Origin of the sequence: Lentzea alba (assembly GCF_011067745.1) — a bacterium.
In the GTDB taxonomy this organism is placed as follows: domain Bacteria; phylum Actinomycetota; class Actinomycetes; order Mycobacteriales; family Pseudonocardiaceae; genus Lentzea; species Lentzea alba.
This window is the reverse complement of the sequence record NZ_JAAMPJ010000012.1, coordinates 68,656-83,614: the sequence shown is the minus strand read 5'-3', so window position 1 is coordinate 83,614 and position 14,959 is coordinate 68,656. Positions and strand designations below refer to the sequence as shown.

At 69.4% G+C, this 14,959-nt stretch carries 11 protein-coding genes; 4 read left to right on the top strand and 7 right to left on the bottom strand.

Annotation, left to right across the window (positions count from 1 at the left end; all coding sequences use genetic code 11):
• The first annotated feature begins 194 nt into the window (after positions 1-194).
• Positions 195-1,118, top strand: coding sequence for a hypothetical protein (locus G7043_RS35315; protein WP_166053009.1), 924 nt, complete (start codon positions 195-197; stop codon positions 1,116-1,118).
• Between the two features lie 46 nt (positions 1,119-1,164).
• Here the strand turns inward: G7043_RS35315 and G7043_RS35310 are convergent, their stop codons facing one another.
• The 6 genes from G7043_RS35310 to G7043_RS35285 all read right to left on the bottom strand — a co-directional run bounded on the left by G7043_RS35310 (position 1,165) and on the right by G7043_RS35285 (position 7,945).
• Positions 1,165-1,656, bottom strand: a complete 492-nt coding sequence (locus G7043_RS35310) for a hypothetical protein (protein ID WP_166053008.1) — start codon at positions 1,654-1,656, stop codon at positions 1,165-1,167.
• 124 nt (positions 1,657-1,780) lie between these two features.
• On the bottom strand, positions 1,781-2,707 hold the full coding sequence (locus G7043_RS35305) for a substrate-binding domain-containing protein (RefSeq protein WP_242643038.1): 927 nt from the start codon (positions 2,705-2,707) through the stop codon (positions 1,781-1,783).
• Between the two features lie 198 nt (positions 2,708-2,905).
• Positions 2,906-4,393 carry a glycoside hydrolase family 43 protein gene (locus G7043_RS35300; RefSeq protein ID WP_166053007.1) on the bottom strand — a complete coding sequence of 496 codons (1,488 nt, stop codon included), beginning with the start codon at positions 4,391-4,393 and terminating at the stop codon, positions 2,906-2,908.
• On the bottom strand, positions 4,390-5,367 hold the full coding sequence (locus tag G7043_RS35295) for a carbohydrate ABC transporter permease (protein WP_166053006.1): 978 nt from the start codon (positions 5,365-5,367) through the stop codon (positions 4,390-4,392). The genes G7043_RS35300 and G7043_RS35295 overlap by 4 nt, the downstream gene beginning before the upstream one ends.
• The gene (locus tag G7043_RS35290) at positions 5,364-6,278 is read right to left on the bottom strand and encodes an ABC transporter permease (protein ID WP_313888227.1); all 915 of its coding nucleotides are present in this window, start codon (positions 6,276-6,278) and stop codon (positions 5,364-5,366) included. The genes G7043_RS35295 and G7043_RS35290 overlap by 4 nt, the downstream gene beginning before the upstream one ends.
• Positions 6,275-7,945, bottom strand: a complete 1,671-nt coding sequence (locus G7043_RS35285; protein WP_166053005.1) for a Tat pathway signal sequence domain protein — start codon at positions 7,943-7,945, stop codon at positions 6,275-6,277. Before G7043_RS35285 ends, G7043_RS35290 begins: the two co-directional genes overlap by 4 nt.
• A gap of 931 nt (positions 7,946-8,876) precedes the next feature.
• On the opposite strand from G7043_RS35285, the gene G7043_RS35280 reads away from it, so the two are divergent.
• Entirely contained in the window at positions 8,877-10,046 is a 1,170-nt protein-coding gene (locus tag G7043_RS35280; protein ID WP_166053004.1) for a thiolase family protein, read from the top strand.
• Positions 10,047-10,053: 7 nt separating this feature from the next.
• Here the strand turns inward: G7043_RS35280 and G7043_RS35275 are convergent, their stop codons facing one another.
• Positions 10,054-10,524 carry a winged helix-turn-helix transcriptional regulator gene (locus tag G7043_RS35275; RefSeq protein WP_166053003.1) on the bottom strand — a complete coding sequence of 157 codons (471 nt, stop codon included), beginning with the start codon at positions 10,522-10,524 and terminating at the stop codon, positions 10,054-10,056.
• Positions 10,525-10,656: 132 nt separating this feature from the next.
• Here G7043_RS35275 and G7043_RS35270 point away from each other — a divergent pair, with 132 nt between their 5' ends.
• Together G7043_RS35270 and G7043_RS35265 are read left to right on the top strand one after the other, a co-directional pair.
• Positions 10,657-11,994 carry an alpha/beta hydrolase family protein gene (locus G7043_RS35270; protein WP_166053002.1) on the top strand — a complete coding sequence of 446 codons (1,338 nt, stop codon included), beginning with the start codon at positions 10,657-10,659 and terminating at the stop codon, positions 11,992-11,994.
• A 117-nt stretch (positions 11,995-12,111) separates the two neighbouring features.
• Positions 12,112-14,868 carry an ATP-binding protein gene (locus G7043_RS35265; RefSeq protein WP_313888226.1) on the top strand — a complete coding sequence of 919 codons (2,757 nt, stop codon included), beginning with the start codon at positions 12,112-12,114 and terminating at the stop codon, positions 14,866-14,868.
• Positions 14,869-14,959 lie beyond the last annotated feature (91 nt).

The following is a 14,959-nucleotide window of genomic DNA, read 5'->3' as shown; positions in this document are numbered from 1 at the left end:
TTCTTCGTTCCACCTGTGGAACACTGTTCTACCAGTGGAACGGTGGACGAATGTCTAGAAGTTCTCCTCTTGTTCCGAACGCCGACAGACGCTATTCCGGGTTTTCCTCACGCCGAAGTTGATTCCGCGCTGTTCGGAGAACTTTCCGCCGCGGCACCACACCGCCTCCGGCGGAGAGTGGCGATGCTGGGCGGATGAGTCGCCGCGGACTGAACCTGGTCGACGACCACGTGAGCGCCCTGCGCGAGGCGGTGAGCACGGCCCTCGCCTCGCTGACCGCCGATCTTCCCTGGCTGAGCAGCGAACTCACGACCCGCCTCCTCCGCAACGACGACCTCCGCATCGCCCGCGAACGCCTGTTCGCCGTCATCGCCGCCGCCGCGATGGGCGGCAGGCCCGTGCAGGGCCTTCCCGTCGCGACCATCTCGACGCTGTGGTGGAGCGGCGTCGACGACGACGGCCTGCCGAACGCCGCGTTGCTCACTTTGCACCACATCAGCACCATCCGCGCCTCGAAGGAACGCCGCACGGGATGGATGGAGGACGTCCTCAAGTCCACCAACTCCGCCCTCGAAGCCTCGATCGCGACGAAGACCCGCCACGCCGGCGAGTTCAGCCGCCAGGCCGTCCTGTCGGACCACCTCGGCCTGCACGGCGGCGCCTACGCCAGGGACGCGGCCATGACCGCGCGGATCTGCGCACCGCGGACGGTCGAGCCGTGGCGCAGGTTCGGCATGCTCTACGGCCTGCTCCGCAGGACCACGCTCGACCACCGATCGTCCACTGTGGACGAAGACGGGAACCCGGCCCTGATCGTGCCCGACCTGTTGATGGCACACGCCTGCGCCCGCGCCGCCCCCGCCGCCAAGGTCGAGCTCGCCCGGCTGCGCAGCGAGGCGTCACTGCACCCGTACACGCGCGCGACCCTGCGAGACCTGCTGCGCTCGCCTCACGTCGTGGCGGCCTACCGCACCGATCTGCGCAGTCTGCACCACCGCGCCCACGCGCAACTCGACGAGCTCGAACCCGTTTCCCCGTACGGCGAACTGCTGAGGTCGACGCTGGACGAGGCACTGGAGACCGGGGTGCCGTCCGCCCGCGAGGTGGTGGGCCTGTAGTGCGCCACCGGGTGGCCGGCTCACCTCGGCCACCCGAGCACCGCGGTCACCTCACCGAGCCCGCGTAAGCAACGTAGGCCACGCCGTTGCCGCGCACCCGGAAGTGGATGAGCCGATCCGCGCCCATGCGCGTGCACGGGTCGCCCGTCCGTTCCGGCTGGACGTCGTAGGAGCCCCAGAGGTAGCCGCCGGACGCGCCGATCCGCGAACCCCAGTTCTCACAGACGATCTTGCTGACCGGCTGGGCGTTCACCGGCATGCCCTGAACGGCGCTCGAACTGATCGTCGGGCAGGCGCCGTCCTTCTTGTAGTTCACCCCGACCCAGGTCCGCACCGCGAAGGATCCCTGTCCGGGCACGGTGAGCGTCTGGGCCGCGTTGGAGACGTACAGGCAGATCCGGCGGTTGGTGACGGCCTCCGCCTGCGGCGTCAGCGACGTCGACACCGCGGGCGCTATCGTGGCGAGCAACGCCAGCACCGCGCCGAGCAGAACCGGGTGCCGGCCAGTTGACAGGTTCAAACGTCCAATTGCGTTCATGGCTCGGAGCGTATTGCCGCGCCCGGCTTTCGAACTCTTTTCTCCGCCGGCCACCGACCGCTTTCCTCAAACGGCGAACCTTGCTCAAGTAAAGCTCAAGAATCAAGCAGGTGCGCGAAGTGGGTTATTTCCGGAATTCGGCGAGGTTGTCCTTCGTCACGACCTTCACGGGAACGTCCACCACTCGCTGGACGCGCTCGCCCCGCACCGCCTTGACGGCCTGCTCGACGGCCTTGCGGCCGAGCAGGCCGGGCTGCTGGGCGACGGTCGCCGCCATCGTGCCCGCCTCGATCGCCGCGAAGGCCTCCCGTGTGCCGTCGAAGCCCACGACGTGCACGTCCTTGCCCGCCTTCGCACCGAGCGCCGCGATCGCGCCGAGCGCCATCTCGTCGTTGTCCGCGAAGACACCCTTGATGCGGGTGTTGCCGCGCAACAGGTTCGTCATCACGCTGAGGGCGCGGGCGCGGCTGAAGTCGGCGTTCTGCCGCGCCACGACCTTGATGCCACCGGAGTTCATGCCCTGCTCGAACCCGGCGCCGCGGTCGACGGTCGCCGACGCGCCGGTCACTCCGCGCAGGTGGACGACCTCGCCGGTGGCGGCGCGACCCAGTGCGATCGCCGCCAGCGCACCACCCTGGACGTTGTCGGAGGCCACCTCGGAGGCCACCTCGCTGCCGTTGATGGTTCGGTCCACCGTCACCAACGGGACGAGCGCGCTCTCCGCGACGTCCACCGCCGGGGCCGAGCGGGTCGAGTCGACCGGGTTGATGATGATCGCGCGCACGTGCTGCTCCGTGAGCGTTCGCACCTGCTTGACCTGGGTGTCGGCGTCGTTGACCGCGTTGAGGACGACGACCGACGCCCCCAGCTCGGCCGCGGCCTTCTCGATGCCGTCCTTCATCTCCTGGAAGAACGGGTTGTCCAAGGTGGACACCGCGAAGCCGATGCGGATCTGCTCACCGGTGCCGCCCTGGGCCAGTGATTCGGAACTGCACGCGGCCAGCGCCAGGAGCGAGCACATCGCCAAGCTGCCGAGCTTCAACTTCCTCATACCTCTTCGTCAACAGATGGTTGTTCCGGTCACGACCGCGACCGCGCTTTCCCCGCAGGATCGACCGCGTTCCGGACCCGAAACAGGGCTTTCCGCGCTGTGCGGAAAGCTTCCCGTCTATGGAGGAAGAATTACGAACCAATCAATGTCTCAAGCCGCTGCCTCCCGGCGGACTCAGCCGATTTGATGACAGGGCTGTCAGCTGTCGATCTGCTCGTAGTCGAACCAGTCGAAGTGGACAGTCCCGGCCGAGGCGAACATCCCGACGACCCGGCCGGTGAAACCGCCGGCGACCTCGGTGGAGAGATACCGGCCGTCGAGCGTGCCGAGTTCGGTGAAGGTGCCGTCCGGCTCCTCGACGCCGAAGGTGAGCGTGTCGGGACCGGTGCGCGGATCCTGCATCTTCCGCACCGCGTCCACCCGGACACCGATCACCAGTGGCCCGGCGGGTGCGGGACGGGACGCCACCACGGTGCGCAGCGGGCCGATGCGGGCCAGCACCCGCACCTCTCCCGCGGCCACCTCGATCTCGTAGTGGTGCCGCTCGTCGAACCGGACGGCGAGCCCGCCGCTGCCCTCGCCCGGATCGATCAGGGCGCGAGCGCGGCACGACTGGTGCCGCTGGCGCCGGCCGGCGAACACGACGCCGGGATCGTCGAGCGACTCACCGCGGGCGTGCAGGGTCAGCCAGCCGGGGCGTTCGTCGAGCCGGTAGTGGTGTTCGGGACGGTCCCGCGGCGAGATCCAGCACGGCGGCAGCACGTCGGCGTCGAAGTCGTCGCGCACGGGCTCCGGCGCGGTGGGATGGTGCGGCCACCCGAGTTCGGACGGGTCCGGTCCCACGGCACCGACGACCGGCCAACCGTCCACCCAGGACACCGGCGCCAGGAACGTCTCGCGGCCCAGCACGTGCCAGCCGGGCGTGCCGCCGCCGGGACGCACCCCCAGCAGCACCATCCACCAGGAGTCGTCGGGGGCCTGCACCAGGTCGGCGTGGCCGGTGTTCTGCACGGGGTGATCGGTGCCGCGGTGCGTGAGAATCGGGTTGTGCGGACACGGTTCGAACGGGCCGTCCGGCGTGCGGCTCCGCGCGATCGAGACGCCGTGACCCCGTTCCGTGCCGCCTTCCGCGATCAGCAGGTACCAGTGGTCCCCGATGCGGTACAGGTGCGGCGCTTCCGGGGCTTTCGCTCCTGGCGTGCCGGACCACAGGTGACGCGCCGGGCCGGACGTCTCGCCGGTGTTCGGGTCGAGGCGGATCTGGCCGACCCCGGCGACCGTGCACCAGCAGTTCCCCTCCTCGTCCCACGCGAGATCCGGGTCGATGCCGGGAACACCGGGCAGGCGAACCGGATCGGACCACGGTCCCGCCGGATCGGTGGCGGTGAACAACATGTTGCCGGCGTCGCTGACGTTCGTGACGATCAACCAGAACTTGCCGTCGTGGTGCCGCAACGTCGGTGCGTAGATCCCACCGGACGAGGGAGAGTCCGCGGGCAGCCGCAACTGGCTCGGCCGGTCCAGCGCGTTGCCGATCTGCGTCCAGTGCACGAGGTCACGGCTGTGGAAGATCGGGATGCCGGGGAAGTACTCGAAACTGGAGCACGCCACGTAGTAGTCCGCGCCGACGCGGCACACGCTGGGGTCGGGGTAGAAGCCCGGGATCACCGGGGTGGCGCCGCTCATCCCTTGATCGCCCCCGTGAGCACTCCGGTGCGGAAGTGCTTCTGCAGGAACGGGTACACCAGCAGCAACGGCACGAGCGTCAGCACGACCACCGCCATCTGCAGCGACAACGGCGCGGTCTGCGCGTGTGCCGTGCCGAAGCCGGAGTTGATCGAGCCGGGCAGTCCGTTGCCCCGGTTGACATAGGTGAGCAGCACGTAGGTCAACGGCCACCTCTCACTTTCCGTCGGCATGTACAACATGACGTTGAAGAACGAGTTCCAGTAGCCGACCGCGTAGAAGAGCGCGACCACGGCGGTGACGGCCCGCGAGGTCGGCAGGACGACGGACCACAGGATGCGCCAGTCCCCCGCACCGTCCACTCTGGCCGCGTCGATCAGGTCGGCCGAGGTCTCCGAGTAGAACGACCGCAGGACCAGGATGTTGAACACCGACACCGCGCCGGGCAGGATCAGCGCCCACCACTGCCCGTAGCCGCCGAGCCCGGTCACCACGAGGAAGGTGGGGATCAGGCCGCCGCTGACGAACATCGTGATGATCAGCAATACCAGCAGGAAGCGGTGCCCGACCGAACGCGGCCGGGACAGGCCGTAGGCGCACAGGATCGAGATCACCAGCGACACCGCCGTGCCCACGAGCGTGATGCCGAGGCTCACCAGCAGCGCGGTGCGGACGGTCGGGTCGCCCAGCATCTGCCGGTACGCCTCCAGGGTGAGGCCGTCCGGCCAGATCACCAGTCCTCCGGCGCGGTTGACCGCGGCCCTGGTGGACAGGCTGGTCACCACGATGATCCACAGTGGCCCCAGCACCGCCAGCAGCACCACACCCAGCGGTACGCCCTTGGCCGCCTGCCCCAGAGCCGTCGGCGGCTCCTCCCACGCCGGGCGTCGCGGGTTCCGTTTCCGGCCGCGGGCAACGGGTTTCGCCGCCGCGACCGGCGAGCTCGGACGATCGGTCGTGAGGGTGTCTGTCATCTCCGGTACAACCCGTCCCCGCCGAACGCGTGCGCCAGCTTGTTCGCACCCCACAACAGCAGCAGGGAGATCACGCTCTTGAACAGGCCGGCGGCCGCGCCGTAGCTGTAGTCGCCAGTCGCGATGCCGTAGTAGAAGGCGAAGGTGTCCAGCACGTCCGCGGTTTCGTGGCCGACCGCCTCCCGCTGGACCAGGAACTGCTCGAAGCCGACGGTCAGCGCGTTGCCCAGCCGCAGCACCAGCATCAGCACGATGACGGCGCGCAGGCCGGGCAGCGTGATGTGCCACATCCGCCGCCACCACCCGGCACCGTCGGCCGCCGCGGCCTCGTACAGGTCGGTGTTGATCGCGGCCAGCGCGGCCAGGAAGACGATGATCCCCCAGCCCGCCTCCTTCCAGATCACCTGGGAGGTCACCAGCAACGCGAAGGTGCCGGGCTCGGTCATGACGTCCCAGGTGGCGAGGTCGTTGGTGCGCAGGAACTGGTTGAGCGCCCCGGCACCGCCGAGCATCTGCTGGAAGATCGTGATCGTCAGCACCCACGAGAAGAAGTGCGGCAGGTAGACGACGGACTGGACGAAGGTGCGCACCCGTTCGCTGAGCACGGAGTCGAGCAGCAGAGCCAGTGCGATCGGAATCGGGAAGAACAGCACCAGCTGCACGAAGCTGAGGTAGAGCGTGTTCCCCACCGCGCCCCAGAACAACGGGTCGTTGAAGAGCCGTTGGAACTGGTAGAGGCCGACCCATTCGCTCTGCCCGACCCCGACCAGCGGGTCGTACGACTGGAACGCGGTCACCAGGCCGAACAGCGGCACGTAGTTGAACACCACCAGCAGGGCGACGGTGGGCACCGTCATCAGCAGCAGTGATCGATCGCGCCTCAGCCTGATCCGCAGGCTCAGTCCGCTCACTGACCGGTGCCGAACTTCTGCAGCACGTTCTCGTCCATCCACCCGGCCAGCCGGTCACCACCGCCCGACTGCCAGGTCTTGATCGCCTCCTGCACCTCGGAGACCTTCTTCTTGCCGTGGTAGCAGTCCTTGATGGAGTCCTCGACGGCCTGCGCCGCGTCCGCGGTGGCCATCGCCTGCGGCATGCTGACGTTCATGTTCCAGAAGACCGGCTTGTAGAGCGCTTTTGCGTTCGCGGCCTGCCAGGCGGTGTAGTCCCTCGTGACGACGTCCGCGCCGGGGTTGCTGATCACCGCGGGCGGCGAGGCGAGGAACGGGAAGGTCTGCGCCTGGACGTTCTTCTTGCCTTCCTCGTTGGCCGTGGGCACGCCGTTCACCACCGTGTGGTGCACGCCCTCGACCCCGAAGTTGACCATCGTGTACTCGGCGGTGCCGTACGGCGCGGCGAGGTAGTTGGCGACGGCCAGCAGTTCCTCGATCTGCTCGGGCTTGAGGTTCACGTTGAGGTAGCTCACGGTCGTCGAGGAGGTGGCCATGAACATCCGGGCTTCGCTCTTGCCGTCGGCGGCGAAGTAGTTGAACGAACCACGCCGGTAGCCCGGGTTGGCCGCGCTGCCCGACTGGTGGTCGGCGAGGTTCCACGTGCCGGTGCCGCCACCCGTGATCAGCGTCTTCCCGCTGTAGAAGCGGGTGTTGGCGTTCGCGTTGTCACCCGCGACCGCGTCCGGGTGCAGGTAGCCGGCGGTCGCCAGCTTGTAGTGCCAGTCGAGTGCTTCGAGGAACTCGGGCATCAGGTACTTGTGGACGAGCTTTCCGTTGTCCACCTTCCACTTCGCCGGCACGCCCCAGCTCGGGAACAGGTAGGTCCAGACGTCGTCGAAAGCCCACACGCCGCGTTTGGCGTCGGTCAGCTCCTTGCCCAGGTTCAACAGGTCGTCGGCCGACTTCACCTGGTCGGCCTTGATGCCCTTCGCGTCCAGGACGTCACGCCGGTAGTACGTGGTGCCGGTGACGACGAAGCTGCTGGAGAACGACGGGATCCCGTAGAGCTTGTCGCCCCAGGCGCCGACCTGCCAGGCACCCGTGGGGATGGCGGCGAGGTTGGGATACTTCTTGACCTTGTCGCCGGCCAGGTAGGGCGTCAGGTCCGCGAGCTGGGACGCGGCCAGCCCACCGACGTTGAAGGCCGCGTTCCACCACGTCGGCAGCTGGATCCAGTCGGGCAACCGTTTCGCCGCCGTCATCGTCGGGATGATCGTGGCGTAGTTGTTGCCGTCCGCGGGTTTCATCGTGAGGTTGACGCCGAGCGCCTTGTTCATGGCCTCGTAGAACGAGTTTCCCGGTGACGGCACGGTGCCCCAGAGCGGCGTGACGGCCGTGTAGGCACCACCTCGGCCCGGCACACCCGAGACGGTGGCGACCCTGCTGGACGGATAGGTGAGGTAGCCGGGATCGGTCAGGACACCGGGACCTCCTGCCACAGAAGGAATGTCGGGCGGCACCGCGGTGTTCGGCAGGTGGGCCGGCAATGCCGCCTGGAGAGCCGCCCCTGAGTTGACACCGGCTTGCGGCCGGGGAGCGGAAGAACAGGCGGACACCAACGGTCCGAACGCGGCGGCCGCGATCGCGGCCCGGACGAAGCTTCTGCGGTTCAGCTCGATGCCCATGCTGTGGGACCGACCCTTCTCCATCGAAGTGTCGAAGCGCTTAGATGATCGGGAGGGTAACCACGTTCCCGGCGGCCCGACAACATCCCTGCCAGGCGGCCTAAACCGCATCTACCTGCATGGATGCGCTTCGATTGGACCGAGCGCCATCGTCGAAGCGCTTCGATCCAGCCTTCGATTCAAGTCATCGACCGGTGGTTCGACCACAGCTTCGAAACAGGCGAACGCAGGGGCCACAATCAGCACTCGACGAATTCTCCATCCGCGATTCGACAACCTCCGAAGATCGAGGAAATCTGTCCTCGCACCAGATGAGGCATTCACCTCCAACGTTCGCAACGGACACCGGAAAGCACGAGGAAGGGTTGCGCAAACCGATGACTCATCTCTGGGGCAAGGCGATCGCGGCGGCGGTCGTCGTGGCGGGCGCGAAGCCGGTGGGCGGCGGCACGACCATCCTTCTGCACGGCACCAGTTCTTGAGGGCGTCCGCGAAGAACTCCAGCGGCACGTCCACTCCGGACAGTGTCGGCGTCCGGTCCAGGTGGCCCTGCGGGACGGCTCCCTCGGCTGTGACAACGGCGGAACCCTGCCGGAACCCGGCGTGGTGGGGCGGGAGCCTGCAAAACCAGTCAACGACTGGCAAAGTGCGGAAGAGCCACGTCAGCGGCAGCTCGGGGACTTCCGCGTTCTTCGGATGGCCACGCTTGCGCGGGGTGGCTTGAATGGCCGTGTCCGCCACTTCCCACGAGTCACCGCGGACGATCCGCGGCCCCGCCCGCCCTTCCGCACAAGTCCGCGGGCGGGGCTCCGCCGCACCTCCGCCGCACCTCCGCCGCACCTCCGACGATGTGACGCATCCTGACTTGGCTTACGTATAGTCAGGGGTTATCGTCCTGACTATGGGCTGGGATAGTCAGGAAGGACCTGTCATGACCAAGACCGCCGTCATCGTCGACGCCGTCCGCACCCCGCTGGCCAAGGGCAAGCCCGGTGGCGCCTACTCCGAGATCCACCCCGTCGACCTGCACAGCACGGTCCTCGCGGCGCTCGTCGACCGCACCGGCATCGATCCCGCCGTCGTTGACGACGTGATCAGCGGCGCCGTCGGGCAGGTCGGCGAACAGTCCGGCAACACCGCGCGCTGGGCCGCGCTCGCCGCCGGGTTCCCCGAGTCGGTGCCCGGTGTCACCGTCGATCGCCAGTGCGGTTCAAGCCAGCAGGCACTGCACTTCGCCGCCCAGGGCGTGATCGCCGGCGCCTACGACGTCGTCATCGCCTCCGGCGTCGAGTCGATGAGCCGGATCCCGATCGGCTCGCAGACCCTGGGCAAGGACTTCCTCGGCTCGAAGGTCGGCGCGCGCTACGACAACGGCCTTGTGCCGCAGGGCATCAGCGCGGAACTCATCGCCCAGCGCTGGAACCTCTCCCGCGCCCAGCTCGACGAGTTCTCCGCCGAGTCCCACCAGCGCGCCACCACGGCGTGGAAGAACGGGTTCTTCGACTCGCAGATCGCGCGCGTCAACGAACTCGGCGTCGACGAGACGATCCGTCCGGACACGACCGTCGAGGCCCTGTCCGCGCTGCGGCCCGCGTTTCGCAACGACCACTGGGCCGCGCGGTATCCGGAGCTCGACTGGCGCATCACCGCGGGCAACAGCTCCCCCGTCAACGACGGCGCCGCGGCGGTCCTGGTGACGAGCGAGGAAGCAGCCGCTCGCCTCGGCCTCACGCCGCGGGCCCGCGTCCACTCGTTCGCCGTCGCGGGTGACGACCCGATCTTCATGCTCACCGGCATCATCCCCGCCACCCACAAGGTCCTCGCCCGAGCCGGTCTGACCGTCCACGACATCGACGCCTTCGAGGTCAACGAGGCGTTCGCCCCCGTCGTGCTGGCGTGGCAGGCCGAGACCGGCGCCGACCTCGCCAGGGTCAACATCAACGGTGGCGCCATCGCGATCGGCCATCCGCTCGGTGGTTCCGGCGCGCGCCTGATGACCACGTTGCTGCACAACCTCGAACAGACCGGCGGCCGTTACGGACTCCAGGTGATGTGCGAGGCAGGAGGACTCGCCAACGCCACCGTCATCGAGCGGATCTAGTGCCGCACTAGCGCTTGATCCGGACCGCCAGCTCTTCCGGCTCCAGCGAAGGCGTTCCGGCCGGGGCGACCAGCACGCGGACCAGCTCGCCGGTCTCGGCGGACACCACCTGCAGCGGACCACCACCGGGCTGCAGGTGCGTGTCGCCCCACTGCATCAGGGCCACGATCACGGGCAGCAGGGCGCGGCCCTTGTCGGTGAGGACGTACTCGTACCGCGTTCGCGCTCCCGGCTCCTGGTACGGCTGCTTCTCGAGCATGCCGGACTCGACGAGTTCCTTGAGCCGCTTGGCCGCCACCGCCTCGGTGATGCCCACCCGTCGCACGAAGCCGTCGAACCGGGTGGTGCCGTAGAAGGCTTCCCGCAGCAGGAGCATCGCCGACTTGGTGCCGACGACGTCCAGTGCCTTCGCGAGCGAGCACTCGTCCGGCCGCCACTGGTCCAGCGCGGCCAGTGGCCCGTTCATCCGCATGGCCATGCCCGCAGATTACACCTGACTTGACCCAACCACACCCAGCTGGTGAGCGTTCCGTTCAGCCGATGAGCGGGTGGCCGGAGAGCCTCCGCCGGGGTGGAATGAACGGGCCTGGGAAGCCGACGGAGGTGTGGCATGCGAACACGGCTCGTGGTGTCGTTGCTGGGGCTCGTGCTCTTCACCGGTGGTGCGCCCGCGGTGGCCGCCCCGCCTGTCCCCGGTGACCAGCCGTTGCCCGGCTACACCGTCAACAACCCGCCGCTGAAGCCGGAGGTCGTCGACGGACAACCGACCAGGGTGCTGCAGGGCATCCACCAGCACTCCGCGTACATCGTCGAGGTGCCCGCGAAGTGGAACGGCCGGCTGGCCATGTGGGCGCACGGCTACCGCGGCACCGGCACCGTGCTCACCGTCGACCCGCCGGCCTACGGCCTGCGCGCCCGGATGCTCGGCCAGGGGTATGCCTGGGCCGCGTCCTCCTACTACCACAACGGTTACGACGTTCGCGCCGGCGTCCAAGCGACCCGCGATCTGGCGAAGCACTTCGGCACGCTCGTCGCCAAGCCGAAGCAGGTCCTCATCGCCGGCGTGTCGATGGGCGGGCACGTCATCGGTCGTTCGCTGGAGCAGTACCCCGGCTTCTACGACGGCGCGCTGCCGATGTGCGGCGTGCTCGGCGATCACGAGCTGTTCGACTTCTTCCTGGACTACCAGCTGACGGCGCAGGCGCTCTCCGGGATCCGCTCCTACCCGGTGCCGGCCGACTACCTCACCACCGTGGTGCCGCAGATCCAGGAGAAGCTGGGCCTGAGGACTCTCGTGCCCGGCGGCCCGGACACCGTGACGGACCGGGGCGCCCAGTTCCGCGCGGTCGTGACCGAACGCAGCGGCGGCCCCCGACCGGCCTCGGCGCCCGCTTTCGCGTTCTGGAAGGACTTCCTGTTCAGCCTCGCCGCGCCACCGGCCGACAACGCCCCGCTCGCGCTCGACCCCGGCAGGCTGGCGACCAACCTCGGCACCCGCTACCAGCCGAACTCGCCGGTCGACCTCAACCGCGAGGTGCAGCGGGTGGCGCCGCGCGACTGGCGGTCCCGCCTCTCCCCCGCGCTCACCGAGATCCCGAGGATCTCGGGCAAGCCGAGGGTGCCGGTGCTCTCGCTGCACGGGCTCGGCGACCTCTTCGTGCCGTTCTCGATGGAGCAGGACTACCGGACCGACGTCGCCCGCAACGGCCAGTCGAAGTGGTTGGTGCAACGGGCGATCCGCACGGTGGACCACTGCGAGTTCTCGCCGGCGGAGGCGGGCGCGGCGTGGAACGACCTGGTGGCGTGGACCGACCGCGGCCGCAAACCGGCCGGCGACACGATCGACAACCGCAACACAGTGGCCGCACCGACCTTCGGCTGCCGCTTCACCGACCACACCGCCTACAACGCCCCCGGCACCCGCAAACTCTTCTCCCCCTGCCCCTGACCCCTCCTGCTGACGCACACGCGGGGGCCTTTCGTACTGTCACGTAGTACGTAGGGTCCCCGCGTGTCGAAAAATGAGGCTGGCGGGGTGTGTGTGGGTGAACGGCGCTAGTTCGAGTTGTGGTCTGGTGGCGCGCGACCGGCAACTAGGCTCGACGCCATGTTGGTCGGCCGGGATGCGGAACGGGACCACGTCGAGCGATCACTGGGGCAGGCGTCGTCCGGTCGCAGCGCGGCGCTGGTCGTCCGTGGCGAGGCGGGGATGGGCAAGTCGGCGCTGCTCGACCACGCGGTGGCCACGGCTCACGGCATGCGGGTGTTGCGCGGTGTCGGCATCGAGTCCGAGGCCGAGCTGGCGTTCGGCGCGCTGCACCTGCTGCTGTACCCGTACCTGGACCGGCTCGACCTGCTGCCCGGACCGCAGGCGGCCGCGTTGCGGGGCGCGTTCGGGCTGAGCAGCGACACCGCGACCACTCCGTTCCTGATCGGCGCGGCGACGTTGACGTTGCTGGCCGAACTCGCGGCGGAGCAGCCGTTGTTGTGCGTGGTCGACGACGCGCAGTGGCTGGATCGAGGCTCGTCGGACGCTTTGCTGTTCGCCGCCCGGCGGTTTCAGGCCGACCCTGTCGCGATGCTGTTCGCGGTGCGCGACACCGCGGTGCCGTTCCACACGCCCGGCATCGAGGAGTTGCGGCTGCCGGGCCTCGCACCCGGCGCGGCGGCCCGGTTGCTCGACCATCACAGTCCCGGGTTGACGGCGCCGATGCGGGCGCGGGTGCTGGAGGAGGCCGACGGGAACCCGCTCGCGCTGCTCGAACTCGGTGCGGCACGGCTCGCGGCGCAACGGGAGGGCCGGGCCGAGCCCGCGCACCAGGTCGGTCCGCTACCGGTCACGCGACGGGTGCAGGAGACGTTCCGCGAGCAGATCGTCGGTCTACCCGAGGCGTGCCAGGCGATCCTGCTGGTCGCCGCGGCCGACCGGTTCGCCGGGATGGACACGGTGCTGCGCGTCGCGCGTGCGGTCGGGGCGGACACCTCCGACCTGGACGCGGCCGAACGCGCCGGCCTGATCAGCGTGACGGACGGGGAGCTGACGTTCCGGCACCCATTGGTGCGAGCCGCCGCCTACCAGTGCGCCACCCACTACCAGCGGATCGCGGTGCACCGGGCGTTCGCCGAGGCGCTCGTCACCCCGGACGTGCTCGACCGGCGGGCCTGGCACCTCGCGACCGCCACCACCGAGCCGGACGAGGCGGTGGCCGCCGAGCTCGAACGGACCGCGCTGCGGGCGGAACGCCGCGGCGGGGCCATGGCCGTGTCCGCCGCGTACGACCGCGCCGGGCGGTTGAGCGTGGATCCCGAACTCAAGGCGCGGCGCATCGCCAAGGCCGCCCTCGCCGCCTACGACGCGGGCAAGCCCGACCGCGCGGCACGCCTGGCCGTGGAGGTCACGTCCCTCACCTCCGATCCGCGGACCATCGCGGACGCGACGTTGCTGCGCGGCCAGATCGAGTACGAGCGGACGTCGCCCGAAGCGGACGCCACGCTCGCGTGCGAGGCGGCGCGGCTGATCATGGACAGCGATCCCGAACGAGCCGTCGTCATGCTGACCGAGATGATGTGCGCCGGGCGGGACGCGGGCGCGCTCCCCCTGATCGCCGAGGGCGCGCGATTGCTGGCCGAGTTGCGGCTGCCGCGGAGTTCCAGACCCCGCGCGTCCGCTGATGCGCAGATCTGCTGGGGGCACTTGCTGAGCGGCCGGCCGGAGCACGCCGCCGGACCGCTGCGCGCCATGGTCGAGATCGGCCGCGGGCCGGACGAGGACGTCATGCACCGGATCGTGGCCGGGTTCAGCGGTTTGATGCTGGCCGAGGACCAGGCGACCGTCGCGGTGATGGAGATGCTGCTGGCGGAGGTGCGCGCCAGCGGAGCGTTGACCTGGATCCCCTACGCGCAGGAGGTGCTCGCGCTGGCCCAGTCTCTGGGCGGCGACTTCCTCGCGGCGCAGACCTCGCTGGCCGAGGCGCTGGCCCTCAGCACCGAGTTCGGGATGGACATGGAGGTCGCGGTCCTGCGGGCGATCTCGGTGTGGCTGACCGCGGTGACGGGCGACGAACCGCGCTGCCGGACGTTGGCCGCCGAGGCACGGCCGGTCCTCGACGGACGGCACGCCGTCGGCATCGCGCTGACGTCCTGGGGCCTCGGCCTGCTCGACCTCGCCGCCGGACGGTACGGGGCGGCGTTCGACGCGCTGCACGCCGTGTGCACCGGACCGGCCAGGTACGACTTCCTCGTCCGCGCGGTCCCGGACCTGGTGGAGGCCGCGGTCCGGGACGGCCGCCCCGGCCTCGTCGCCGATCAGCTCACCGCGTTCGAACGGTGGGCCGCGCACGTGGACAGTCCGGTCGCGACGGCGTTGGCGCACCGTTGCCGGGCGATGATCGAGGACTCGGAGGAGCACTATCGGACCGCGCTCGACCTGCCCACCGGCCGGTTCGACCAGGCCAGAACGCGGTTGCTGTACGGCGAGTGGTTGCGCCGCAAACGCCGTCGCGGCGAGGCGCGTGCCGAACTCGCCGCCGCGCTGGCCGGGTTCACCAGGCTGGGCGCCTCGACCTGGGAAGCGCGCGCGACGAGCGAGCTCACCGCGCTCGGTGAACGGCCGTCGCTCGAACCGGCTGCCGACGACGCGCTGAAGAACCTGACACCGCAGGAAGTTCAGGTCGTCCGGCTGGCGGCGGCGGGCCTGAGCAACAAGGAGATCGGCGCGCAGTTGTTCCTCAGCCCCCGCACGATCGGCCACCACCTGTACCGCGCCTACCCGAAGCTGGGCGTCACCCGGCGGATCGAACTGGCGCAGCTGGGGCTCGGATGACTTAGTCGCGGGCCCCGCCGACCGGTCGCACGCCAGTCACGTGACCGATGTGGACCGGGCCGCCCAGGCCATAGCTTCTCCGGCAACGAGA